The sequence below is a fragment of the Paraburkholderia sp. RAU2J genome (assembly GCF_003634845.1).
Classification (GTDB): domain Bacteria; phylum Pseudomonadota; class Gammaproteobacteria; order Burkholderiales; family Burkholderiaceae; genus Paraburkholderia; species Paraburkholderia fynbosensis.
The window spans coordinates 1,523,185-1,547,977 of sequence record NZ_RBXG01000002.1; the positions used below are offsets into that span (position 1 = coordinate 1,523,185).

The window sequence follows — 24,793 nt, forward strand, 5'->3', positions numbered from 1 at the left end:
CGTCAGACGAACCAGCGCAGCGCCGCGGCGACGATCGCCTCCGGCGCGTCCTCCTGCATCAGATGGCCGGCGTTCGGCACCGCCTGAAAGCGCGCGCACGGAATCGCGGCGGCCAACTGTTTGCCGCGTTCGAGCGGTATCCACTGGTCTTTCTCGCCCCACAGAATCTGCACCGGACAACGCAGCTGCGCGTAACGCGCTTCGACTTCGTCGGTATAGCGCTGGTCCATCTGCGCGATCTGCCTGTAGAAGGCCGCTTGTCCCGTGGCGCCGAGCCACGGCGTCACATAAGGCGCGAGTTCATCGTCCGGGATCTCGCGGGCGATCGCACCGCGCACATACGCTTTCACCACCGCTTCGTGAATATAAGGCGGCAGTCCGGCGAACGCGTCGCCGTGTTCGCGCACGTGCCGCACGAACGGCGAACCCCATGGCGTAACCGCGACCGGATCGATCAGCGTGAGACTGCGGTACTCGCAGCCGTTCAGCAGATGCGCACGTAGCGAAGTCGCGCCACCGAAATCATGCGCGACGACGTCCGGCATCTCGAGCTTCCAATGCGCGAGCAGTTCCGCGAGCAACACGTTCTGGATGCCGAGCGACACGTCCTGTGCGTCGCGCTGCTCCGATTGTCCGTAGCCGAGCAGGTCATAGTAGTGGACCGTGCGCATGGGCGCGAGATGCGCGGCGATGCGATGCCACACATACGAAGAGAACGGCGTGCCGTGAACGAGCACCAGCGGCGGACCGTTGCCGGTGACGCCGTAGCGCACGGTTTGATCGCGGAACGTATAGCTTTCGGGGAGTGGCCAGGTTTGCATGCCGATGAGCGTCGCAAAGAAGGTCTGCTTACCTTAGCAGGGGAACGTCGAACGTGCAGCGCGCCTTTTCGTAGGCGGCAGGGGGTGGGTCCCGCAGAAGCTCACCTTCGTTTTGTTCAGCAAAACCAGGCAAATTCGCAGACGATGCGCTTGCGGCAGTGTTTGAACAATGAGTCAGCGTCTTTTGCAACCCGCACTCTTACGATTCGGGCAGAAATGGGCTTGAAACAAGGGGTATTTTTGAGGTCTGCGATCGGTGCGCGAGGTAATCGATCGGCTGCGAGCGCAGGCGGCATTCGAGTGGACAGCGTTGTGCTGTTCGAAAGGCCGTTTTTCAACGGTGAGGAGATTCGGGAGGCTGCGGCGCGATCACGCGAATCGAGTCGAGTCGATATGATGCGCCGCCGTGCTGCAGCCTCGTGTCTCTTACTTCGCCTGAACGCTGCGCAACAGTTGCGATACCTGGCCATGGTGATGCAGGATCGCCGGATCGGCCTGCAACAGCGGCAGGTAGCGCGGCAGGAACTGGTTGTTCGGCTGATCGGGCGAGAACAGGCCGGTCACCGCTTCAGCGGCGGCGAGCCGGTCGGTGGCGTCGGCTTCCTTGTCGTCGAGAATTTCGTCGACGCTTGCAATGACCGTCGACAGCGGCGTGAGCCACCGAAACCCCGAGCCGTTGATGAGCACCTGCAGAAAGGCCGCGGGCGTCACCGGGCCGAATTCCTTTTCATACGCCGCGCGTTCGTGATCGAGAATGGCCTTGTGCAGCGAGAGAAGGGGTCGGCGAATGTCCGAGAGGAATTGAGTGCATTGCTGGTCGTTCATTGTGCTGCTCCTTCGGAGGGTCTGGCCGGATCGAGCCGGCAATCGGCTCATGCTAACAAAATCGCCCGCCGTTGATTGACCGGCGCATCGCGAGTTCATGCAATACGCGTGCGCTCGCGTGAATGCGCCGATACTACCGCATCGATTCGGCGCCCGTTTCAAGCTCGCATTCTGCGCGGGCAAGGCCGCTTGCCGCAGCGCAGCCCGCCCCGGGTACACGGCGAATTTCTTTTTACACGGCTACAATTTGCCGGTCCGTTCCGGCGCATGCGCGCCGCATCATCTGCCGCTTGCATCCGCAGGCCGATTGCCAGGCGAGTCGCATCGAGTATTAGTTTGGTTCGTCGAATAACCACGACAATTCTTTGCGTTTTGGTTCGCCGTCTCTGTCTAAATAGCCTCGCAAACAATAAACCCCACCCCGGAGCCGCACATGACAACGTTCAACATCAACGGTCAAACCCATACCGTCGACGCGCCACCCGACATGCCCTTGCTGTGGGTCCTGCGCGATCTCGTCGGCCTGACCGGCACCAAGTTCGGTTGCGGCATCGCCCAGTGCGGCGCATGCACCGTGCATCTCGACGGCGTTGCGGTGCGCTCGTGCGTGTTCCCGGCGGCGGCGGTCGGCGAGCGCAAAGTGGTCACGATCGAAGCGGTCGGCAGCACACCCGCGGGGCAGAAGGTGCAACAGGCATGGCGGCAACTGGACGTCGTGCAATGCGGCTACTGTCAGTCGGGGCAGGTGATGTCGGCGGCTTCGCTGCTCGCGAGCAACCCCAATCCCACCGACGCGGATATCGACGCCGCGATGGCCGGCAACATCTGCCGCTGTGGGACGTACAACCGCATCCGCGCGGCGATCAAGCAAGCCGCAAAGGGAGTGTGACATGTCCCAGGGATTGCTCGATGCACAGAATGGCGCGGGGCCCTCGCAAAGTGGTGCTAGCGGAATGTCGCGCCGCACGTTTCTGAAATTCGGCGTGACGGTCGGCGCGGCGGCCGGAGGTGGCCTGCTGCTCGGCTTCAGCATGCCGGCCGCGAGCCAGGATCAGAAGGCCGGTAAATCGGTGGTCGGCGGCGATGCGGTCGAAACGCCGCAAAGCGGCGTGTTCGCGCCGAACGCATTCATCCAGATCGATACAGCAGGCAAGGTCACGCTCGTGATTCCGAAGGTCGAGATGGGCCAGGGCGTTTATACGTCGATCCCGATGCTGATCGCCGAAGAACTCGAAGTGCCGCTCGATGCGGTCACGCTCGATCACGCGCCGCCCAACGAAAAGCTCTTCATGGACCCGCTGCTCGGCGGCCAGCTCACCGGCGGTTCGACCTCGATCCGCTTTGCGTGGGAGCCGATGCGCCGCGCCGGCGCGACCGCGCGCATCATGCTGATCGACGCGGCCGCGCAGCAATGGCAGGTCGAGCCGGCGAGCTGCCACGCGCAGGGCGGCCTGGTGATCCATGCGGCCAGCAATCGCAGCATCGGCTATGGCCAGCTCGTGGAGGCCGCGGCCAAACTGCCCGCGCCGCAGAACGTACCGCTGAAAGAGCCGAAGGATTTCAAGCTGATCGGCACGCCGGTGAAGCGCCTCGATTCGCCGGAGAAGGTGGACGGCACCGCGCTGTTCGGGCTGGACGTGCGCGTGCCGGACATGGTCTACGCGGCGATCGCGAACTGTCCGGTGTTCGGCGGCACGCTGGCGAGCGTCGACGACACTAACGCAAAGAAAATCCCCGGCGTGCGGCAGGTCGTCAAGATCGACAACGCGGTGGCGGTGATCGGCGATCACACCTGGGCGGCGCGGCGCGGAGTGCAGGCGCTCGACATCAAGTGGAACGAAGGCGCGGGCGCGAACCTTTCGATGAAGCAGATCGTCGGCGATCTCGCCGACGCATCGCAACGCAACGGCGCGGTCGCGCGTAAAGAGGGCGACGTCGGCCAGGCGTTCTCCAACGCCAAGTCGCGCGTCGATGCCGTGTATCAACAACCGTTCCTCGCGCACGCGACGATGGAGCCGATCAACTGCACCGTGCACGTGCGCGCCGACGGCTGCGATGTCTGGCTCGGCTCGCAGGTGCCGACGCGCGTGGTGGACGCGGCGGTCGCGGTCACCGGCCTGCCCGCCGACAAGATCGTCGTGCACAACCATCTGATCGGCGGCGGCTTCGGGCGGCGGCTCGAGTTCGACATGGTCACGCAGGCGGTCAAGGTCGGCAAGCAGGTCTCGACGCCGGTGAAGGTGCTGTGGACGCGCGAGGAAGACATCCAGCACGACATGTACCGGCCGTACTACTACGACAAGATCTCGGCCGGGCTCGACGCGAACGGCAAGCCGGTCGCGTGGCAGCACCGCATCGTCGGTTCGTCGATCATGGCGCGGTTTGCGCCGCCCGCGTTCAAGAACGGGCTGGACCCGGACGCGGTCGAAGTGGCGGCGGACCTGCCGTACGACCTGCCGAATCAGCTGGTTGACTACGTGCGCCAGGAACCGCACGCGGTGCCCACCGCGTTCTGGCGTGGCGTGGGGCCGACGCGCGGCACGTTCGTGGTGGAGAGCTTCATCGACGAACTCGCCGCGCAGGCGAAGATCGATCCGGTCAAGTACCGTCAGGACCTGCTGGGCAAAACACCGCGCGCGTTGAACGTGCTCAACGTCGCCACCCAGGCGGCGGGCTGGGGCAGCGCGCTGCCGAAGGGGCAAGGACGTGGCGTGTCGGTAATGCACGCGTTCGGCAGCTTCTTTGCAATCGTCGTCGACGTCGCGGTCGATCAGGGCGAAGTCGCGGTCAAGCGCGTCGTGTGCGCGGTCGATTGCGGGATGGTGGTCAATCCGAACACGATCGAAGCACAGGTGCAGGGCGGCATCATCTTCGGCATCACGGCGGCGCTCTACAGCGAGATCACGATCAAGGACGGCCGCGTCGAGCAGAACAACTTCACGGACTACCGGATGCTGCGCATCGACCAGACGCCGCCGATCGACGTGCATATCGTGAAAAGCAGCGAGGCGCCCGGCGGCATCGGCGAACCTGGTACGGCGGCGCTCGCGCCCGCGTTGACCAATGCGATTTTCGCGGCCACCGGCAAGCGGCTGCGGCAATTGCCGGTCGGCAGCCAATTGCAAACCGCCTGACCGGAGCCCGACCATGAAAAACACACTGAAGGGTTTCAGCGCGGCGCTGTGCGTGGCGCTGCCGTTCATCGCGCAAGCGCCGGCTCATGCGGCCGCGCCCACGCCCGCGCATGCGGCGGACCCGGCACTGCTGCAACGCGGCGCCTATCTCGCGAAGATCGGCGATTGCGTGGCCTGTCACACGGCCCCGAAGGGCAAGCCGTTCGCGGGCGGCTTGCCGATGACGACGCCGATGGGGCAGATCTACACCACCAACATCACGCCCGATCCGCAGACCGGTATCGGCGGCTATACGCTGGAGGACTTTACGCGGGCGATGCGCGAAGGCGTCGCGAAGGACGGTCACAACCTGTACCCGGCAATGCCGTATCCGTCCTACGCGAAGATCAACGACGAGGACATGAAGGCGCTCTACACGTTCTTCATGAGCGGCGTTACGCCGGTGCAGCAGGCGAACCGCGAGGCCGACATCAAATGGCCCTTGAACATGCGCTGGCCGCTGAAGTTCTGGAACATGGCGTTCCTCGAGAAGGGCGCCTATCAGGACAAGCCGGGCAAGGACGCGGCATGGAATCGCGGCGCGTACCTGATTCAAGGCCTCGGGCACTGCGGCTCATGCCATACGCCGCGCGGCATCGCGTTTCAGGAGAAGGCGCTCGATGAAAGCGGCAGCGCGTTCTTGACCGGCGGCCTGCTCGACGGCTGGTTCGCGTCGAACCTGAGCGGCGAGCACAATGTAGGGCTCGGCCGCTGGAACGATGAGGACGTGCACGCGTTCCTGAAGACCGGCGCGAATCGCCACGCGTCGGCGTTCGGTTCGATGACCAGCGTGATCAACAACAGCACGCAGCATATGACCGACGCCGACATCGCCGCGATGACGACCTACCTGAAGTCGCTACCGCCGGCGGGCGGCAGCGGTGCCGTGCCGTATGCGTATGATCCGCAGAAGACGAAGGTGTCGTTGAACCGTCCCGCGAACGATGCCGGCGCGCGCGTCTATACGGCGTATTGCATGCACTGTCACGGCGCCGACGGACGCGGCTTCGCGCCGATGATGGCGCCGTTGGCCGGCAATCCGAACGTGCTGGAGAAGGACGCGTCGTCGCTGATCAACGTCACGTTGAACGGCACGGGCGATCTCGTGATCGGCGGCGTGCCCGCGCCGTTCCCGATGCCGAAGTTCGCGCCGGTGCTCAACGACCAGCAGATCGCCGACGTGCTGACCTTCGTGCGGGCCGGCTGGAACAACGATGCGCCGGCGGTGAGCGCGGCCGAAGTGGCGAAGCTGCGCAAGTCGACGCAAGCGGCGCGTTAAGCTTCGGTGCGGCGGGGGCGATACCCGCCGCAATCGACAAAAAAAAGCGGCAACCGTGGTTTGCACGGTTGCCGCTTTTCTATTGGCGCGGCGCGGGACTCGCGGGGCGCACCGCCAGTGTCAGCGTTGCTGCCCGATCTTCTGCCGCTTTTCGAGCACGCGTGCGTACCACGTCAACGGGAAGCACATCGCGAAGTAAATCATCGCGACCATGCCGTAGATCGGGAATGGGCGGAATGCGGCGTTGGTGATCATGGTGCCGGTCTTGGTCAGTTCGGTGAAGCCGATGATCGACGCGAGCGCGGTGCTCTTCACCACCTGCACGAGAAAACCCACCGTCGGCGCGACGGCGATCTTGCGCGCCTGCGGCCACACGATATAGCGCAACTGCTGGCTGAACGTCATGCCGAGACTCGCGCCCGCGGCCCACTGGCCGCGCGGCACCGCTTCGACGCAGCCGCGCCAGATGTCGACCAGATACGCGCTCGTGTAAAGCGTCAACGTGACGGTCGCCGCGACCCAGGGCGATACATCGACGCCGAGCAAAGGCAAGCCGAAGAACGCGAGAAACAACTGCATCAGCAGTGGCGTGCCCTGAAACACTTCCACGTACAGCACGACGATGCGGCGCAGCCATGCGATCGGCGACACGCGCATCGCGAGCAACAGCAGCCCGACCACGCCGCCGCCGACGAACGCGATCAACGACAGCAAGACCGTCCAGCGGGCGGCGAGCAACAGATTGCGGGCAATGTCCCACAGCGTGAATTCGATCATGATCAGCGCTCCGTCGGCAGGGTGCGGGCGCCGCGCCACATCAGGCGGCTGCGCCAGCTAGGCGGCGCAGTGTCGTTGCCGCGCGCGGTGCGGCCCGCGAACAGGCCGCGTCCAAAGCGGTTGATGAGTTGCCGCAACGCGATCGACATCAGCAGATAGACCGCGGTGATGATCACGTAGCTCTCGAACGAGCGGAAGTTGCGCGACTGGATGAAGTTGGCCGCGTAGGTCAGATCGGGCACCGAGATCTGCGACACCACCGCCGAGCCGAGCATCACGATCAGCACCTGGCTCAGCAGCGCGGGGAACACGTTGGCGATCGCCTGCGGCAGCACCACATGGCGGAACACCTGCCGTCCGTGCAGGCCGAGCGCCTCGGCCGCCTGCACCTGGCCGCGCGGAATCGAATCGATGCCGGCGCGCACGATCTCGATTGCGTACGCGCCGAGGTTGACGGTCATCGCCAGAATCGCGGCCTGGATTTCGTCGATGTGAATGCCGAGACTCGGCAAGCCGAAAAACACGAAGAACAACTGCACGATGAACGGCGTATTGCGGATCAGTTCGACATAGCTCGCCACCAGCCAGCGCGCCCACTTCGGCCCGGCCACCGCGATGCTCGCCCCGCCGATCCCGACGAGGCCGCCGAGCACGGTGGAGACGGCGGTGAGCCCCAAGGTGACGGCGGCGCCGCGCACGAGCATCCCCGCATAGAGGTCGAAGCCGCTGAAATCGAACGCATAGGTCATGAGGTGGCGCTCATCGTGAGGTCGAAACTCCGCGCAAATGGTTTAGAGGTCGGCGGGCAGCGGCGCGCGCAGCCATTTCTGCGAAATCGCGTTCATCGTGCCGTCCTTGCGCGCCTTGGCAATCGTCTCGTCGACTTTCTGCTTCAGACGCGGCTCGTTCTTGTTCAGGCCGACGTGATCCGGCGAGCTGAACAGCGAGAACTTCTGCTCCGGATCGTTCGCCGGGTGACGCGCGAGAATCGTCGCGCCCACGTCGTTGCCGACCACCATCAACTGTACCTGACCAGAAAGAAACGCCGAAATTGCGCCGTTCGGATCGTCGAAACGTTTGATGTTGGCGCTGGGCGGCGCGATCTTCGTCACGCTCAGGTCTTCGAGCGTGCCGCGCGCGACCGAGATTGATTTGCCCGCGAGGTCGGCGGCGCTCTTCACCGGCAGCGCCTTCGGGCCGAACACCGCGAGGTAGTACGGCGCGTACGGTTGCGAGAAGTCGATCACCTTTTCGCGCTCGGGCGTCTGGCCGACCGACAGCAGCATGTCGGCCTTGTGGTCGGCGAGGTAGGCCATGCGGTTGTCGCCGGTCACCTGCACGAGTTCGACCTTGGCGTTGAGCGTCTTGCCGATCAGGTTCGCGACGTCGATGTCATAGCCCATCGGCTTCATGTCCGGACCGATCGAGCCGAACGGCGGATAGTCCTCGAACACGCCGATGCGCACCGTGCCCGACTTCGCGATGTTGTCGAGGGCGTCGGCATGCGCGGCCGACGGCAACGCGCACAGCGCGCCGGCGGCGGTGAAGGCGAGCGTCGCGGCGAGCGTGGCGAACACGCGGCGGGTAGTCGAGCGGGCAACGGGGCGCTGGTTCATGATGTGTCCTCTGTCGAAAGCGTGTGATGCGTTGGTGTTGGAATGGGCGGCGGCAAGCGGCCCGGCGCGTGTGTACTCAGTGCGCGGCGATCAGCTTGCACGCGTGCGGTGGCAATTCCGCGAACACCGGCAGGCCGGGCGCGAGCCCCGGTGTTTCGCGCGGCGTGGTCGCGGCGGTCAGCGTGAAGCCCGCGCAGTCGATGGTCGCTTCGAGCGACGCACCCACGTCGCGAATGAACGTGACGGTGCCGGCGAGCCGGTTCGGGGAGACGTCGTCGGCTGCCGACGTGGTCTTCACGCAGATGTCTTCAGGCCGGATCAGCAACCGCAAGCCGGCGCCGGACTCCGGCACGCGCGCGCCCGGTGCGAGCGCGATGCGCCGGCCGCCCGGCAGGCGCACGCTGCCGGCGCCATCGTACGAGACCGGCAGGATATTGCCGAGCCCGATGAAGTCGGCCACGAACTCGCTGACCGGCTCGCGATAGATGTCGAGCGGCTTGCCGACCTGCGCGATGCGGCCTTTTTCCATCACGACGATTTCATCGGCCATCGTCATCGCTTCGCGCTGGTCGTGCGTGACCATGATCGTCGTGATGCCGAGGCGCTGCTGGAGCAGGCGGATTTCGACCTGCATCGCCTCGCGCAGCTTCGCGTCGAGCGCGGAGAGCGGCTCGTCGAGCAGCAGCAGTTTCGGCTGCGAGGCGATCGCGCGCGCAATCGCCACGCGCTGGCGCTGGCCGCCCGAGAGTTGCGTGACCGGCCGGTTCGCCATATGCGGCAGCTGGATCAGCTCCAGCAGTTCGGCGACGCGGCGCGTCTGCTGATCCTTCGCCGTCTTGCGCAGCTTCAGCGGATACGCGACGTTCTGCGCGACCGTCATGTGCGGAAACAGCGCGAGCGACTGGAACACCATGCCGAAGTCGCGCTGGTTGGCCGCCAGACGCGTGATGTCGCGGCCGGCGAACTGGATGCTGCCCGAACTCGGCGTTTCGAGGCCGGCGATCATCCGCAGCAGCGTGGTCTTGCCGCAACCGGACGGGCCGAGAAAGCACACCAGCTTGCCGTCGGGCACGCTCAGATCGACGTTGTCGACGGCGTGCGCCGCGCCGAAGCGGCGGGTCACGGCCTGCAAGGTCAGATGGGTCATCGGAGGCTCCAGCAAAGTGACGTCGGGCGTGCGTTCACAGTGCGACCCCTTCGTCGCCGATCAGCTTTTCGAGCAGCCAGATCAGCGCGAAGTCGATCGCGACGATGACGACGGCGAAACAGAACACGGTCGGATCGAGCGACGACACCGTGCGGCTGTAGAGCCACACCGGCAGCGTCATCGTATCGATGCCGTACAGGAAGAAGGTCACCGTGAACTCGTTGAACGAGACGATGAACGCGAACAGCATGCCGGCGAGAATGCCGGGGCGCATCAGCGGCAGGATCACGTCGACGAGCGCGCGGCCGGGGCTTGCGCCCATCACGCAGGCGGCCTCTTCGAACTCCGGGCCGATCGACGCGACCGACGCCGCGCAATTTTTTACGGTGAACGGCAGCGCCAGAATCACATGCGCGATGATCAGCCGGAACACGCCGAGTTCGACCGGCAGCACGTTGAACACCAGCAGCAGCGACAGCCCGAGCATCACCAGCGGATAGACGAGCGGCAGCGCCACCAGCTGTTCGACCGCGGGCTTGCCGCGAAAGCGGTAGCGGCTCAGCGCGTAGGCGGCCGGCACCGAGACGAGCGTGGCGATCAGCATCGTCGAGAGCGCGACGACGAGACTCGTGCTCAGCGCCGCGCCCATCGACAGCGAGTCGCTCGCATCCGGCGACACGAAGCTGTGCCACGCGGCGCGATACCAGTGCAGGCCGAACGCGTGCGGCGGAAATTCGAGCGTGTCGGCCGCGCTGAACGACATCGTGATCATCGTGAGGATCGGCAGCGCGGCGAGAAACAGCACGAGCGCGGCGAGCAGGGCGGTGGCGCGGCCGAGCTGGCCGGGCATCGTGTCCGGCAGACGCGGCAGGAACGCAAAACGCGGAGTGGGCAGCGGCGTGCTCATGCGTGGGACTCCCCTGAGAGACGCTGGGTGCGCCGCACGAGGCGCTGCGACAGCGCCATCACCGCGAGCGTGGCGATCATCAGCACGACGCCCGAGGCGGACGCCGCCGGCCAGTTGAGCAACGGCGCGACCTGGTCGTGGACCAGCACGGCGAGCATCGGCACGCGCCGTCCGCCGAGCAGCAGCGGCACTGCGAACGCGCTCGCGTTGTAGGCGAACACCAGCAGCGCGCCCGACACGAGGCCGGGCATCGCCAGCGGCAAGAGCACATGACGCAGCGTCTGCCAGCGCGTCGCGCCGAGCGTCGCGGCGGCTTCCTCATAGGAGATCGAGACCGCGCGCATCGCGCTAGAGAGCGGCAGCACGGCAAGCGGAAACGCGGTCTGGATCAGGCCGAGCAACACGCCATGTTCGCGATACAGCCACATCACCGGACGCTCGACGAGGCCGCTCGCGAGCAGCGCGTGATTGAGCAGACCCGCCGGCCCGAGAATGATCAGCCAGCCATAGCCTTGCAGCAGCAGATTGACGAGCAGCGGCAGCAGCACGCCGGCGAGCAGCAACCGGCGCGCGAGCCGCGACTTCGTGCGCGCCATGGCCAGCGCGACGGGAATTGCCAGGGCGACCGCGCAGAGCATGCTTTGGAACGCGAGCCGCAAGGTGAGCCACAGCGATTTCAGGAAATAGCCGTCGAGCAGGTCCGCGTAGTTTTGCAGCGTGAAGCCGCGCCATTCGTGGCCCGGCGTGCCGAAGCTCATGCGTAACACAACCAGCGCGGCCGCGCCGAGCAACGCGAGAAACAGCAGGATCGGCGTGAGCAGCAGCCACGGCCGCGCCTTCGCCATGGCGGTAGCGGCGGGTTGCTCGGGACCGCTGAAGCCGGCGCCCGGCGTCGCCGCCAAAGCCGGCCCCGATGCCGCCGAAGCACGCCGCGAAAAGCGCGCGAGCATCGCAGTCATGCCGAAAAGATTTCGGTGTAGCGCTTGATCCACGCCGGCTGCACCACGGCGAGCGCCTTGTCGTCGTGCAGCACGGCTTTCTCGGCGATCTGCTGCGGGCTCGGCACGAACGCGCGGCTCGCGGCGGGAATCACCGCCTTCGAATTGACCGGGCCGTTCAGCACGTCGGCGGCCATGCGGCCTTGCACGCCCGCGTCGAGAGAATGATTGATGAACGCGTGGATCAGGTCGCTGTCGCCCGGATGCGATTTCGGGATCACCGTGAACATCAGCTGCGTGGCGAAGCCTTCCTTCATCCCGTAGGTCACGCCCATCTTGTACTCGGGCTTGCGGATCTGGTCGGGGAAAAAGGCCGGCGAATAGATGCCGCCAATGTCGAGCGAGCCGGTGCGGAACAGATCGGCCACCTGGTTCGGGTTCTCGCCGAGCGTCATCACGCGGTCTTTCAGCAGCATGAGCTTTTTGAAGCCCGGCTCGATGTTCTGCTGCGAGCCGCCGTTCATCTTCGCGGCGATGATCGCGAGGTCCACCGCTTCGGCCCATTCGGGCGGCGGCAGGAAAATGCGGCCGGCGTACTTCGGGTCCCACAGCGCTTCATACGAGGTGGGCGCGGTCTTGACCGTCGCCGTGTTGTAGATCAGCCCGTCCGACCACAGCAGATAGCCGACGCCGAAGCCGTTCGCGCCGGTGCGATATTGCGGCGCGACTTCCTTGAGGTTCGGCAGCTTGTCGAGATCGGGCTTCATCAGCAGGCCGGCGTCGCCGAGCCCCGCCGCGCCGACGCCGGCCAGCGTGATGACGTCGTAAGTGGGGCGCTCGCCCGCGGCCTTGACTTTGGCGACCATGCCGGAGGTGCCGTCGGCGCGATCGGCGATCACTTTGGCGCCGGTCTTGGCCGTGAAGCTGGCGGCGATGTTGCGCAGCGCGGCTGCGCCGGTGTCGTCCGACCAGGTCAGCAGGCGCAGCGTCTTGCCGCTGAAGTTCTGCTCCTGGGCGCGCAGGTTGACGAACGGCATCGGCAATGTGGACGCCGCCAGCGCCGCGCCGATCGTTTTGATGACCTGCCTTCTGGCCCGTTTGATCTCTTGCATGGCGGTCTCCTGTGATGAACGCCTGTTGCTGGTGATAGTCGCTGTGACCGCTGCCATTTGGAGCGCCGCTCGTTGGCGTTGCCCGTTTGCGCACTCGGCGGCACACGTTGCCTGCCTGATGCGCCGTGTGTCGTGTGTGGATGCACTCTAGGTTTGCCAAAATCCCTCGCCAAACGAAATATGCGCATGGGCGGTATGACGTAAGCTCATGCGGGGGCACTTACGTGATGGTGGTGCGGATATCGGCCCAACCGCTGGCGGCGCCACGACAGCGGCGCATGCGGGTTAACGTCCATGTTTTGCGCGCTGCCTCGGTTCGCGCCGAGGTATGAGGAAAGCTCGGTTCTGGTGCGAGTGATCCCGCGCATTGCCCCGTGGCGGTGCAGACAGCGCCGAAGCTCTCGCGCAGCCGCCCGCGCCATGCATCGAACGCATGCCGGTTTGCCTGCCGGTCTCTCGTGTAGCGAGTGCCGATCGCGTATCCTGTGGGCTGGACGGGCAGACCCACACGCCGCGACGCGACGCCCGAGCAATGACTTTTTCTGATTCCGGATATCACGATGCGACGTCTTCCGCCGCTCAACGCGTTGCAGATTTTCGAAACCGTCGCGCGCCATCGCAGCTTCACCCGCGCCGCCGACCACCTGTGCCTGACGCAAGGCGCGGTCAGCCGGCAGATCATCGCGCTCGAGGACTACTACAAGTTTCCGCTCTTCAAACGCCACGCGAAAGGCCTGACGCTGACCGCCGAAGGCGAAATGCTGCTGCCGGCCGTGAAGGAGAGCTTTGCCCGCATCGAGGAGATTTCGCTGCGCCTCACGCGGCAGCGCACCGATCTCGCGCTGAAGGTGCCGACCTGCGTGATGCGCTGGATGCTGCCGAAGATCATGCGCTTCCAGGGCGAGTACCCCGATCTGCACGTGCAGATCACCACGACCTGGCAGCACGCGGTCGACTTCCAGAGCGAGCCGTTCGACGCTGCGATCATCTACGCGTCGTCGCCCGGTGCGGACGTGCAGGCGGTGCCGTTGTTCGAGGAGCGTCTGACGCCGGTCTGCGCGCCCGACCTGCTCAAGGACAAGCCGCTCGCGCAGGTGGCCGATCTCGCGCGGCACACGCTGCTGCATCCGACCCGCGATCACCGCGACTGGAAGATGTGGCTCGCGAAGATAGCCGACGCGGATGACGCGAATGCCCAGGTGGTCGACGCCGAACACGGCCCCAGTTTCGATACGCTCGACATGGCGACCAACGCCGCCTTGCAAGGCTTCGGGGTTGCGATCAGCGATCTCGCGCTGATCGACGAGGATGTCGCCGCGCGGCGCCTCGTGCGTCCCTTCGAGATGGTGCTCAAGACCGGCTGGCGTTATTACTTCGTTTATCCGGATTCAGTAGCGCATCAGCAGAAGCTGAATCTGTTCCGCGACTGGATCGCCGCGCATTGGGAAGAGTAGGCGGCGGCCGGCACAGCGGCCGCCGCCCGCCTGTCGCCGCCTCAGGGGGCGAACGACAGGAACAGATACGCCGCGAACAGCGACAGGTGCACGGCGCCTTGCAGAATCGTCGTGCGGCCGGTGCTCAGCGTGAGGGTGCCGACCACCAGGGTCAGCGCGAGCAGCACGGTTTCCTTGCCGTTGATGCCGAGCACGAGCGGCTGACCGGTGTACAGAAACACGCCGGCGACAGTCGGAATGGTCAGCCCGATACTCGCCAGCGCCGAGCCGAGCGCGAGATTCAGGCTGTTCTGCAAGCGGTCGGCGCGCGCTGCGCGCACGGCGGCGAGTCCTTCGGGCAGGAGCACCAGCGCGGCGATGATGATACCCACCACGGCCGGCGGCGCCCCCGCGTTCTGCACCGCGGTCTCGACGACCGGGGACAGCACCTTCGCCAGCAGCACCACGCCGACGAGGCACACCAGCAGCAGAGCGCCGCTCACCAGCGCGAGGCCGACGCTCGGCGGCGCGGCATGGACGTCTTCGTCGGGCACGCCGGCGAGGAAGTAATCGCGGTGACGCACGGTTTGCACGAATACGAACACGCAATACAGCACCAGCGACGAGATCCCGGCGAACGCCAGTTGCGACGACGACAGGATCGGGCCGACGTTGGTCGTCGTGAAGTTCGGCATGACCAGCGTCAGCACGGACAGCGACGCGAGCACCGCCAGCGCGGCGGCCGCGCCACGGCTCTGGAAATCCTGCTCCAGATGGCGGATACCGCCCACCAGCAGACACAGGCCGACGATGCCGTTGCACACGATCATCACCGCAGCGAACACCGTGTCGCGCGCCAGACCGGCTTTCTCGGGGCCGGAGGTCAGCATCACCGAAACGATCAGCGCCACCTCGATCACAGTGACGGCCACCGCCAGCACCAGGGTGCCGAACGGCTCGCCGACGCGATGCGCGACCACTTCCGCGTGATGGACCGCGGTGAAAACCGCTACGCACAGTGCCACGCCCACCAGCGCGAGCAGCAGCCCGTTGCCCGGCATCGCATACGCGGCGCCGAGCACGATCCACGCGGCGAACGGCGCGGCAATGGTCCAGCGAGGCAAAACGGTAGAGGGCTTGGTCATTCGGGCGTCCTGTCATGCGTGTTCGTGGCCGGGCGATCCACGTCGCCCGGAATCGAAGCTGGCAAAGCTGGGGCAAGGCTAAACCAATGGATCAATAATGCGCGCTAACGTATTAAATTATAAAGGATAATTCGATCCGACCATTTGAACTTGTATCAAACAGTGTCAACCCATGACGGAAGCTCGCCGCGTTGCCCAAGGGTCGGCTGTCAGCGCGCAAACGGCGACTTCTCTCTTGTAGCAGGATTTCGTTACGCAGGATCGCGTGCTGGGGATGTCGCGTGCGCAGCGGCTGCGCCGCAAGACACGGGCGCCGGGCGAACCGCACCTGCGCGGTACGGACGAACAGGGGTTCGAGCCGGGCGCGGGGCCAATATCATGCGAAGTGACACCGGCGCCCGCTTGTTGCTTTACAGCAGATCGATCTGCTTATTGTCCTTCAGCACGGATCGTCAGCGCGTTCTTCACCGACGTCACGCCAGCCACCGACTTCGCGGCATTCGTGGCGATGTCGAGTTGCGCTGCTTCCGGCACCGAACCGGCCAGCGTCACGTCGCCGCCGCGCGCGCGCACGGTGATGTTCGAGACGCTCAGGCCTTTCGTCTTGGCCAGCGTGCTGCGGACTTTGCGTTGCAGCGCGCGATTAGCCTGTTTCGTCTGCTTGGCGGTCGGCGCTGCAGACGCGGGGGACGCGGCATCGGCCGTTTGCGCGTAGGCATTGATGGACGCCAGAACGATCAGCGCGCCGCCGATCACCTTGATTGCCGGAAATGCTTTCATTCGACTTTCTCCTATTGTCATAAGTACGCAGTCCCCGGACGGGGACCATTTGCTACACCAACGAGTGAATCGGAATCAAATCTGAATGGAACCGAACTGCAGGTCCTGCGGAAGCTTTCAATCTGTATGCCGATTTTGGCGGACCGAGACAAGCGCGTCCACGCCACCAAAGGCTGTGTAACAGGCCGGAGAGAACGATACAGCAATTAGTGCCATGTTGAACGCGGGCTATCCCGAAATGAGGCTTTGCTACAACGATTCGGTTGATGGAAACAGTTTGAGGGCGTTGTATCGCTGATTACGCAGGCTGTTTGGCTCGCGATTTCGTTATTCTTTTCTATTCGAAGTGGTTCTATCCCAACCAATGGGAAAGATGCAGTAATCGCGCCTTGCGAACTCTTGAATGCTGGTTATGCCGCCTGATTCAAAATGAGGAATCGAATGCATGCGAAATGAGCTGCTGCCTATCCGGCCATTACAGCGTGCCGATCTTCCGGTCGATACGATTGAACTGGCGCGCTTCATGATCGGCAAATATCTCGTCCATGATCTGCCGCAAGGGCGTCTCAGCGGGCGAATCGTCGAAACGGAGGCCTATCCGGTCGGCGATTCGACCAGTCATGCGTTTATCGGCCGGCGTCCGCATAACGGCGCGATGTTTCTCGCACCCGGCCACGCCTACGTGCGGCTGACCTACGGTCTGTCGTACATGCTCAACATGTCGGCGGAAGAGGCCGAGGTCGGCGCCGGCATCCTGTTTCGTGCGATCGAGCCGCTCGAAGGCCTGCCACTGATGGAAGCGCGGCGTCCCGGCGTGCCACTGCGCGATCTCGCGCGTGGTCCGGGCCGGCTCACGATGGCGCTCGGCATCGGCCAGTCGTTCGATGGCCGCGATCTGTGTACCGGAAGCGGTCTGTGGATCGGCGTGATCGAGACAGGCGAGACGCCCGTCGGCGTGACGACGCGCATTGGCTTGTCACGCGAGATGCATAGGCCGCTGCGATTTTTCGAAGCGGGCAGTGCGTTCGTGAGTGGTCCGCGAAAGCTGCTTCTGATGCCACACTCCGACGCATGAAAGACGCGCGTCAATTCGACTGATGACGCGACGCACTGTGGCGAAAACTGCTCAGATCAGACGTTATTTTGAAACGTCGGACGCATCGATTACGGCCCGGACAATTATTGCCGTAATGCGGAAATTTAAATCGCATCGCGCAGTACATTTCGACGCTTTTTTGCGAATCTAGCAATTATGTATCTCTAAATTAAGGGTTTTCCCTTGGCGATCTGGTGACTAGACTGAATTCACTCGCTTCTCACATGGTGTGGCAAGCGATGCAAATAAAACAAGTCTGGAGGTAGTCATCATGAAATCGCTCATCAAGGCAGTCGCCATTGCAGCCGTTCTTGCCGCCCCCGTCGTTTCGTTCGCTCAGTCGAGCCAACAACCCGTGACCCGCGCGGATGTTCGCAACGAATTGATCCAGTTGGAGCGCGCAGGCTACAACCCCGCCACGACCAACGACACGAACTACCCGGCCAACATTCAGGCTGCCGAACGCCGTGTACAGGCTGAGAACCCGGCCGTCGCGCAGACGCAGCCGGTCGCCGACACGAGTGGTTACGGTGCGCCGATGAGCGGCTCGTCGCAAGCGGGCGGCACGCTCCAGCCGACGAGCGGTGCGAAGTCGGTGTATTTCGGCAACTAAGGCCAGGCAGCCGCGTTCAAGAGCTGGCCGGCATGCCCGGCCGGTAGCCGGACGAAGCGGGGCAGGCGCGATCGCAGCTGCCTCGCTGCCTCGCTGCCACGGCCAAGCCATTTGACGTCCCAGCGGCGTGTGCGCTGTTGAGATTGACGGTCCGCACGCCATCGCGAAGTGATTCAGTTGCCTCGCGATCCACGCATGCAGCGCCGCGCGCACCCATTGGCACCGACGCGCGCGTGGCACGTTTCCCAGTTCAAAGAACCTCCGCTGCCGCAAGGTAGCTTCGCCCAACCGTTTCAACGATTGGGCTTTTTTTGCGTCGTTTTACGCAACGGGGAGTCGGCGTCGTGTGGCCAGTCGCGCGGCATTGAGCATGCGGCGCGCATCAGGGTCGTTCGCCGTGAATATAGAACTCGAGCTGCTGAATGGTGAACTGCTGCTCGGCGATGATGTTCTTCACCAGGTCGCCAATCGACACCATACCGACCAGCCGGTCATTCTCGATCACCGGCAGGTGGCGCATGCGGCGCTCGGTCATCAGGGCCATGCAGTCTTCGGTGGTCTGGTCGGGGCGCACGAAACGCACCGCCTTGCTCATGATGTCACGCACCGGTGTGGCCTTCGACGAGCGATCCATCAGCACCACCTTGCGCGCGTAGTCACGCTCCGTGATGATCCCGGCGATGCTGTCGCCGTCCGTCACGACCAGTGCGCCGATGCCTTTTTCGGCCATCAACCGGATCGCCTCGTAGACGGAATCGTCGGCGCCGATCGTGATGACACCGGTGTTGTTCGGTTTCGTTTTAAGCAGCTGGGCAACGCTTGTCATGGAGCGGCTCCGTTTCGCAGTGCAGCACGCCGGTGCGGCGCGCTGTCGTGAGGGACAGGCCATTTCAGTATAGGCGCGACGCGGCGGCGCGGTACTCCGGGAATACCTGGGGCGCGTTGCGCGTTCAATTCGGGTAGCGGCGGCGCCGCCCATGTTTGGCCGCGCGCCTTGCACCGTGCGCGGACATCCGGGTGCGCCGTGCGGATTAGCGGTAAACTCCCAGTCCAACCCTTATCCCCGGTTTGATCGGGTTCATGTCAGCAATACTGTCCAACGCCATGCTCACGTCTCACGATCCATCGCCCGCAGCAGACGGCGCCATCAACGGCGAATGCGTCGTTCTCGACGCCACTGCCACGCTTCCCACGCGCTACGGCACGTTCACCTCGTACGTGTTTCGCGTGTGCGAAAGCGGTGCCGAACATCTCGCGCTCGTGATGGGCGAGGTCGCCAATCAGTCGTCCGTGTTGACGCGCCTGCATTCCGAGTGCCTCACGGGCGACGTGCTCGGCTCGTATCGTTGTGATTGCGGCGAGCAGCTCGACCTCGCGCTGCGCTACATCGCGGCCGAAGGCTGCGGCGTGCTGCTGTATCTGCGCGGCCATGAAGGGCGCGGTATCGGCCTGTCGAACAAGATTCGCGCGTATGCGCTGCAGGAGCAGGGGCGCGACACCGTCGAGGCCAATCTCGACCTCGGCTTGCCGGACGATTCGCGGGAATACGATTCAGCCGCGGGCATTCTGCGCACGTTGAAAGTCACGTCGGTGCGCTTGATGAGCAACAATCCGGAGAAGTTCGACACGCTGTCGAAGCACGGCATTCCGGTGTCCGAGCGGGTCGCGCTGGCGATTCCGATGCGCGAGGAAAACGAGCGTTATATCCGTACGAAGCAGCTCAAGTTCGGGCATTACTTCGACGAGAACGAATAGTTCGGTTGGCATTCGGGTGAACGCCGGTGTTTCTCGCATCGTCGCGATGCGACCGACCCGAGAGAGTGATCTGATCGCCACGCTTCCAGGCATGGAGGCACTTACGCGCACGATTGCATGAATCAATTACTCAGCAACATACGCTGAGTAAAGTAGCGATAAAGGGTTTTATACGCAGGATCGCCAGGCAGACAAGGCACCGGTCGCGGAGGTCGCAAAGAAGCATGGGATCAGCGAGCAGACGATCTACAACTGGCGCCAGCATTTCGGCGGCCTCGAAGGGCGTTGGCGCTCCCGTTCAGTTCAGGTGGTTGACGTAGCACTCTCCACGTTGGCATATTCATGCCGTTGGGTGGGGGCGTCCATTCCATTAACGCCGTGCGTACCCGTCGACCGGTCACGCAATCGTATCCACCACGCCGCCGTCCACCCGCAGTGCCGCGCCAGTGGTCGCCGAAGCCTGCGGCGAGCACACGTACACGACCATGTTCGCGATTTCCTCCGTGGTTGCCGGCCGCTGGATGATCGAACTGCGGCGGTGCGCACGCACGAAATCGATGCCGACCTGTTCGACCGTTTTGCCTTGTGCCTTCGCCGTCTCTTCCACCATCGCGCGAAAGCCGTCCGACAAGGTGGGTCCCGGCAGCACGGCGTTCACCGTCACGCCCGTGCCGGCAGCCTGCTTGGCGATGCCGCGCGCGATGCTCAATTGCGCGGTCTTCGAGAAGCCGTACGCGAGCATATCCGGAGGAATGTTCAGTGCCGACTCCGACGAGATGAACACAACGCGCCCCCATTTGCGTTCGATCATCCCCTTGAGGTAGCCGCGCGTCAGCCTTACGCCGGACATCACGTTGACCTGGAAATAGCGCTCCCAGTCGACGTCGGTGGTCGTGAAAACGTCGCCGGGGCCGTACACGCCCAGGTTGTTCACGAGGATGTCCGCCTGCGGTATGGTTTTCGTCAGCGCGTCGCAGCCCTCGGGTGTGCTGAGGTCGCCGGCAAAACCGCGTAGCTTCGCCATGGGAGCGGTCTTGAGAATGGCGTCGATGGCGCGGTCCACCGCTTCCTGTTTGCGTCCATTGACAATGGTGTTCGCGCCGGCCGTTGCGATCCCAGTCGCGATCGCGAGGCCGATGCCCCCGGTGGATGCGCTCACAATGGCGGTCTTGCCCGATAGATCGATGATCACTGGCGTGCTCCTTGTAGAAACGTCATGGGTTTATGTCCGCAAGGCAGACTCATCCACTGCTGGCGGCGCCGTGCGGATTCTCTATACGTCGATCAGCCGGCGCAGGCTATCGCCACCCAGCGGCATGTCGCGCAAGCGCTTTCCGGTCGCGTCGAACAACGCGTTGCCGAGCGCGCCGGCGGTCGGCCCCATCGACGCTTCTCCAGCGCCGAGAAAGGGCGCACCTGGCCGATTGATCAGATGCACGTTCAAACTGCGCGGTACGGCAGAATACCGCAGGATCGGATAGCTGCTCCAGTCGAAGCTGCGGATTCGAGATCTGTCGAACTGCAATTCTTCATAGAGTGTCCAACTTGCGGATTGAATCACGCCGCCTTCGATCTGGTTGCGGATGCCGTCGGGGGTGACGATCTGCCCCGCGTCGACCGCGACTTCGGCGTGTTCGAGAATCACCTGGCCCGTCTCGGGCACCACGGATATCTCCACGGCCATCGCCAGATACGACATCAGGTTCTTGTACTTGCCAAACGCAAAGCCGACGCCGTGATTGGCCTTGCGCGGCGCGCGCGGCCAGCCGAATTTCTCGGCCGCGAGCCGGATCACGTCGCGGGCGCGCGGATCCTGCATATGCTTGAGCCGGAACGCGACGGGGTCGGCACCGGCAGCGGCGGCCAACTCGTCCATGAACGTCTCGATCGTGAAGACGTTCATGTGCGCACCGAGCGAGCGCATCGCCGACGTTTGCAACGGCATGGTCGGCGAGAAGTTGTTCATCACATGCATGTTGGGGAACGCGTACAGCGGAATCGCGTTGCGGTCGCCGCCGCCTTCGGGCTGCATCATCGGCACCGACGGCGCCGGCACGAACGGTTTCTCCAGCATTTGCGCGGGAAGGAGCCGGCCCGCGTTGACGATCCGCTCGTTGTGCGAGCTGCTCCACAGCGCGTAGTCCCAGTTGACGATGCTGCCGCTCGCGTCGAGCGACGCGCTCACTTCGGTGACCATTGCCGGTGTGAAGTGATCCCAGGTATGTTCCTGTTCGCGCATCCATTGCACACGAACCGGTTGACCCGCCATCTCGCGGGCGATCAAGGCGGCGTGAGATGCTACGTCGTCCGCGCCGTTGTGCCCATAGCAGCCCGATCCTTCGACATGAACGCAGCGCACATTCTCTTTCGGCAGGGACAGCATTTCGGCGAGCGCATCGCGCAGCGGATAGACGCCTTGCGAGTGCGTCCAGACCGTCATGGTGCCGTCCTTGAACTGCGCGACTGAGCAGGACGGGCCGATCGAACCGTGCAGCATGTAATGCTTGGTGTACTTCGCGCTCAGCGTTTTGACGGGTGTGCCGTCCGCATTGTGCGTATTCGCGATCTCGATGTGTTGCGTGGAAATCGTCTTCAGATCGCGGTGTACTGCAGCTGGGTCGGGCAATGTGCGTCCGGCGCTCCACTGACTTCCCGCGGCCAGCGCGCGCTGCGCCTGCACTGCTTGCCATTCGCCTTTGGCTACCACCGCCAGCATGCTGCCGTCCCTGATCACCTTGACGACGCCCGGCATCTTCAGAATGTCGGGCGTATTGGTCTTCAGCAGCTTCGCAGCATAGACTGGCGGGAGCACCACTCGCGCATGCAGCATGCCCGGCATCGACATGTCCTGCACATAGCTCGGGCCGCCCGTCACCTTGCCTGGGATATCCAGGCGCGGCAATAACGTGCCGATCGTCACGAATCTGGCCGGGTCTTTCAACGGCGACACCGGCGTCGCCATGCGATGGAGATCCACCGCGCCGACCGCCTGACCGTAAGTCATCGTGCGGCCGTCGGGTGCCTTGATGAGGGCGTCCCGAACGGTCAGCACGCTGCTCTCGACACCGAAGTGTTTGGCCGCCGCATCGACGAGCAGGCCGCGCACCTGGGCAGAGGCGTTCAGCAAGGCGCTGCCGCTGTCGGCGATGGTATGGCTGCCCGCCGTGAGTCCCTCGTCCGGCGAGGCGCCCGTATCGGCGGTCAAAAACGTGATCAGCGAGGGCGCCATGTTCAGCTCCTCGGCTGCGATCTGCAGCAGCGCGGTGCGCACCCCGGTGCCTAATTCCACCTTGCCCGTGTAGACGGTCACCTTGCCCGCTGGATCGATCTTGATCCATGCATCGAGAAACGGATTGGTCTTCAGGCTGCCCGCGAGCGTCTCGGTCGCCTTGGCCACATGTACCGCAGCGCCTTCGTCAGCGATCACCACCTCGGCGCTTGCCTTGACGCCGGGGAGCAGGCTGAAGCTCACCACCAGCGCGCCGGACATCATGAAGCGGCGGCGTCCCTCGTTGATATCGTCTTCTTTGACGCTCATTGCGTGCCTCCGTGGGTCGCCGCGCCTTGAGGCGGGGTGGGCGTAGCGTTTGGTACGGGCAGGTGCGCCACTTCGCGGATCGCGGCGAGGATGCGCATGTGGGTGCCGCAACGGCAAAGATTCGGCTCCATGTGTTCGCGCAGTTCATTCTCGGTCGGGCGCGGGTTGCGCTCGAGCAGGGCCTGGGCGCGCATGATCATGCCGGCGATGCAATAGCCGCACTGCGCGGCCTGATGTTCGATGAAGGACTTCTGCAGCGGGCCGGGATGCTCGACTGTGCCGAGACTTTCGATCGTGCGCACGGGGCGGCTGCCGATCGACGACACGGGAATCAGGCAGGAAAATGCAGCCTTGTCGCCCACGATCACCGTGCACGCGCCGCATTGTCCAAGACCGCAGCCGAACTTCGCGCCGTGCAGGTGCAGGTCATTGCGCAGTGCGTAAAGCAGTGGCGTCGACGGGTCGATATCCAGCGCGTGCTGCACGCCATTGACGGTAAGGTTGATCATCGCGCGTTGTTCTCCTTTCTGACCTTGACGACCATGTCCTCGACGTCCTTCCACTCGCCGCGCTGCGAATAGGCCGCGCGGATATAGGACACCAGGTCGGCGATCTGCTGGTCACTGTAGATTTCGCTGAAGGACGGCATGTAGTTCAAGCGGTCCTCACCGTGCCAGCCATTGCCGCTGAGAATCATCTGGGCGGCGTTGCGGGGTGTCGTTGCATTGACGGCGGTGCTGAACGCCAGCGTGGGGCGCTCGCCGATCGATTGCATCGGCGCGGCGGGACCGTGGCACTGCGCGCACGATGCCGCGAACAGCAGTGCGCCGCGCTGGGCCTCCGGTGACTTCTCGCCTTGCGCTGCCGCGTTGGTCGACACACCGGCGACGGCCGGCTGCGGCTTCTGAATCGACAGGAGGTAGGTGGCGATGGCCTGCACGTCCTCTTCAGGCACGGTAGCGAGGTCGCGCGTGACGGGCAGCATCGGGCCGGCCGCCGCGCCGTGTTCGCTGGCGCGGCCGCTGCGCAGATAGGTCACGAGCTGTTCCTGGGTCCACGGCTTCGGCGCCGCGCCGAGCGCATTGAGCGCGGGCGCTTCCCAGCCGTCGACGATACCGCCGTCGAATGCGTGGGCCGACTGTTCGCCGCCGATCATATTGAGCGGCGAATGACACGACGCGCAGTGCCCGAGGCCATCCACCAGCAGCTTGCCGCGGTTCCACTCGGCGTCTTTCGACGCGCCTGCCACCTGCTCGCCGGGATGCAGGAACAACACGTTCCAGAAGGCCAGCAGAGGCCGGAAGTTCAGCGGAAAGATCAGCTCGTTCGCGGGCGTGGTCGCGTTGACCGGCTCGCGCGTCATCAGGTATGCGTAGGCTGCGGCAATGTCACGATCGGACATATGCGTAAAGTGAACGTACGGAAACGCGGGGTACAACAGGTGCCCGTCGCGGGCCACGCCGTAACGCACGGCTCGCGTGAATGCTTCGAGCGACCAGCTGCCGATGCCCGTTTCGACATCGGGCGTGATGTTGGTCGCGTAAATGGTGCCGAACGGCGTGGCAAGCGGCAGGCCGCCGGCGAACGGTTTGCCGCCCTTCGCGGTGTGACAGACAATGCAGTCGCCGAGCGCCACGACGCGCGCGCCTGCGAGCTTGGTCTGCGTGTCGAACGACGCGGGCGCCGGAGGACTGACCGGGGCGATGGCGGGCTTCCACATCAACAGCAGAGCGCCGGTCAGCACGGCCGCGACGATCACGCTGCCCGCCGCCAACAGTCTAGACTTGTGCGTCATCACGTACCTGTCACTGAAATCATGAATCGAAGAATCCGCACGC

23 protein-coding genes and 1 pseudogene are annotated in these 24,793 nt (G+C 64.4%); 8 read left to right on the forward strand and 16 right to left on the reverse strand.

The window, feature by feature from the left end; all coding sequences use genetic code 11:
* Positions 1–2: 2 nt before the first annotated feature.
* Entirely contained in the window at positions 3–821 is an 819-nt protein-coding gene (locus tag B0G69_RS24355; RefSeq protein ID WP_121321767.1) for an alpha/beta hydrolase, read from the reverse strand.
* Between the two features lie 426 nt (positions 822–1,247).
* A complete protein-coding gene (locus B0G69_RS24360) occupies positions 1,248–1,646 on the reverse strand; it encodes a hypothetical protein (protein ID WP_121321769.1) in 399 nt (132 codons plus the stop codon).
* Between the two features lie 433 nt (positions 1,647–2,079).
* Here B0G69_RS24360 and B0G69_RS24365 point away from each other — a divergent pair, with 433 nt between their 5' ends.
* Genes B0G69_RS24365 through B0G69_RS24375 form a run of 3 tightly spaced genes read left to right on the forward strand, consistent with a single transcriptional unit; the run spans position 2,080 to position 6,098 of the window.
* Positions 2,080–2,535 (forward strand): (2Fe-2S)-binding protein, encoded by a 456-nt coding sequence (locus B0G69_RS24365; RefSeq protein ID WP_121321771.1) that lies wholly within the window; start codon positions 2,080–2,082, stop codon positions 2,533–2,535.
* 1 nt (position 2,536) lies between these two features.
* The gene (locus tag B0G69_RS24370; protein WP_121321773.1) at positions 2,537–4,780 is read left to right on the forward strand and encodes a xanthine dehydrogenase family protein molybdopterin-binding subunit; all 2,244 of its coding nucleotides are present in this window, start codon (positions 2,537–2,539) and stop codon (positions 4,778–4,780) included.
* Between the two features lie 13 nt (positions 4,781–4,793).
* Positions 4,794–6,098 (forward strand): cytochrome c, encoded by a 1,305-nt coding sequence (locus B0G69_RS24375; RefSeq protein WP_121321775.1) that lies wholly within the window; start codon positions 4,794–4,796, stop codon positions 6,096–6,098.
* A gap of 120 nt (positions 6,099–6,218) precedes the next feature.
* Here B0G69_RS24375 and B0G69_RS24380 read toward each other — a convergent pair whose 3' ends face one another.
* The 7 genes from B0G69_RS24380 to B0G69_RS24410 form a co-directional block, all read right to left on the reverse strand.
* Positions 6,219–6,875, reverse strand: coding sequence for an amino acid ABC transporter permease (locus B0G69_RS24380; protein ID WP_121321777.1), 657 nt, complete (start codon positions 6,873–6,875; stop codon positions 6,219–6,221).
* A 2-nt stretch (positions 6,876–6,877) separates the two neighbouring features.
* Positions 6,878–7,624 carry an amino acid ABC transporter permease gene (locus B0G69_RS24385; protein WP_121321779.1) on the reverse strand — a complete coding sequence of 249 codons (747 nt, stop codon included), beginning with the start codon at positions 7,622–7,624 and terminating at the stop codon, positions 6,878–6,880.
* Positions 7,625–7,666: 42 nt separating this feature from the next.
* The gene (locus tag B0G69_RS24390) at positions 7,667–8,491 is read right to left on the reverse strand and encodes a transporter substrate-binding domain-containing protein (protein WP_121321781.1); all 825 of its coding nucleotides are present in this window, start codon (positions 8,489–8,491) and stop codon (positions 7,667–7,669) included.
* A 76-nt stretch (positions 8,492–8,567) separates the two neighbouring features.
* Positions 8,568–9,638, reverse strand: coding sequence for an ABC transporter ATP-binding protein (locus B0G69_RS24395; protein WP_121321783.1), 1,071 nt, complete (start codon positions 9,636–9,638; stop codon positions 8,568–8,570).
* A gap of 34 nt (positions 9,639–9,672) precedes the next feature.
* A complete protein-coding gene (locus B0G69_RS24400) occupies positions 9,673–10,545 on the reverse strand; it encodes an ABC transporter permease (protein WP_121321785.1) in 873 nt (290 codons plus the stop codon).
* Positions 10,542–11,504 carry an ABC transporter permease gene (locus B0G69_RS24405; RefSeq protein ID WP_121321788.1) on the reverse strand — a complete coding sequence of 321 codons (963 nt, stop codon included), beginning with the start codon at positions 11,502–11,504 and terminating at the stop codon, positions 10,542–10,544. Before B0G69_RS24405 ends, B0G69_RS24400 begins: the two co-directional genes overlap by 4 nt.
* The gene (locus tag B0G69_RS24410) at positions 11,501–12,595 is read right to left on the reverse strand and encodes an extracellular solute-binding protein (RefSeq protein WP_121321790.1); all 1,095 of its coding nucleotides are present in this window, start codon (positions 12,593–12,595) and stop codon (positions 11,501–11,503) included. The genes B0G69_RS24405 and B0G69_RS24410 overlap by 4 nt, the downstream gene beginning before the upstream one ends.
* A 560-nt stretch (positions 12,596–13,155) precedes the next feature.
* On the opposite strand from B0G69_RS24410, the gene B0G69_RS24415 reads away from it, so the two are divergent.
* Positions 13,156–14,049, forward strand: coding sequence for a LysR substrate-binding domain-containing protein (locus tag B0G69_RS24415; protein WP_121321792.1), 894 nt, complete (start codon positions 13,156–13,158; stop codon positions 14,047–14,049).
* A gap of 41 nt (positions 14,050–14,090) precedes the next feature.
* Here B0G69_RS24415 and B0G69_RS24420 read toward each other — a convergent pair whose 3' ends face one another.
* Positions 14,091–15,173, reverse strand: coding sequence for an ionic transporter y4hA (locus B0G69_RS24420; RefSeq protein WP_121321794.1), 1,083 nt, complete (start codon positions 15,171–15,173; stop codon positions 14,091–14,093).
* 429 nt (positions 15,174–15,602) lie between these two features.
* Positions 15,603–15,953 carry a BON domain-containing protein gene (locus B0G69_RS24425; RefSeq protein WP_121321796.1) on the reverse strand — a complete coding sequence of 117 codons (351 nt, stop codon included), beginning with the start codon at positions 15,951–15,953 and terminating at the stop codon, positions 15,603–15,605.
* Between the two features lie 445 nt (positions 15,954–16,398).
* On the opposite strand from B0G69_RS24425, the gene B0G69_RS24430 reads away from it, so the two are divergent.
* Both B0G69_RS24430 and B0G69_RS24435 read left to right on the forward strand, forming a co-directional pair.
* Entirely contained in the window at positions 16,399–17,028 is a 630-nt protein-coding gene (locus B0G69_RS24430) for a DNA-3-methyladenine glycosylase (RefSeq protein WP_121321798.1), read from the forward strand.
* A gap of 292 nt (positions 17,029–17,320) precedes the next feature.
* A complete protein-coding gene (locus B0G69_RS24435) occupies positions 17,321–17,662 on the forward strand; it encodes a DUF4148 domain-containing protein (RefSeq protein ID WP_121321800.1) in 342 nt (113 codons plus the stop codon).
* Positions 17,663–18,044: 382 nt separating this feature from the next.
* Here the strand turns inward: B0G69_RS24435 and B0G69_RS24440 are convergent, their stop codons facing one another.
* Positions 18,045–18,488, reverse strand: a complete 444-nt coding sequence (locus B0G69_RS24440) for a CBS domain-containing protein (protein WP_121321802.1) — start codon at positions 18,486–18,488, stop codon at positions 18,045–18,047.
* 278 nt (positions 18,489–18,766) lie between these two features.
* Here B0G69_RS24440 and ribA point away from each other — a divergent pair, with 278 nt between their 5' ends.
* Together ribA and B0G69_RS24450 are read left to right on the forward strand one after the other, a co-directional pair.
* The gene (ribA, locus tag B0G69_RS24445) at positions 18,767–19,417 is read left to right on the forward strand and encodes a GTP cyclohydrolase II (RefSeq protein ID WP_121321804.1); all 651 of its coding nucleotides are present in this window, start codon (positions 18,767–18,769) and stop codon (positions 19,415–19,417) included.
* Between the two features lie 181 nt (positions 19,418–19,598).
* Positions 19,599–19,697: pseudogene (locus B0G69_RS24450) on the forward strand (helix-turn-helix domain-containing protein); the annotation flags it as partial.
* Positions 19,698–19,814: 117 nt separating this feature from the next.
* Here the strand turns inward: B0G69_RS24450 and B0G69_RS24455 are convergent.
* The 4 genes from B0G69_RS24455 to B0G69_RS24470 all read right to left on the reverse strand — a co-directional run bounded on the left by B0G69_RS24455 (position 19,815) and on the right by B0G69_RS24470 (position 24,750).
* The gene (locus tag B0G69_RS24455) at positions 19,815–20,609 is read right to left on the reverse strand and encodes an SDR family oxidoreductase (protein WP_121321806.1); all 795 of its coding nucleotides are present in this window, start codon (positions 20,607–20,609) and stop codon (positions 19,815–19,817) included.
* A gap of 81 nt (positions 20,610–20,690) precedes the next feature.
* Positions 20,691–22,955 (reverse strand): molybdopterin cofactor-binding domain-containing protein, encoded by a 2,265-nt coding sequence (locus B0G69_RS24460; RefSeq protein ID WP_121321808.1) that lies wholly within the window; start codon positions 22,953–22,955, stop codon positions 20,691–20,693.
* On the reverse strand, positions 22,952–23,464 hold the full coding sequence (locus B0G69_RS24465; protein ID WP_121321810.1) for a (2Fe-2S)-binding protein: 513 nt from the start codon (positions 23,462–23,464) through the stop codon (positions 22,952–22,954). Before B0G69_RS24465 ends, B0G69_RS24460 begins: the two co-directional genes overlap by 4 nt.
* Positions 23,461–24,750, reverse strand: a complete 1,290-nt coding sequence (locus B0G69_RS24470; protein WP_121321812.1) for a c-type cytochrome — start codon at positions 24,748–24,750, stop codon at positions 23,461–23,463. The genes B0G69_RS24465 and B0G69_RS24470 overlap by 4 nt, the downstream gene beginning before the upstream one ends.
* Positions 24,751–24,793: the final 43 nt, after the last annotated feature.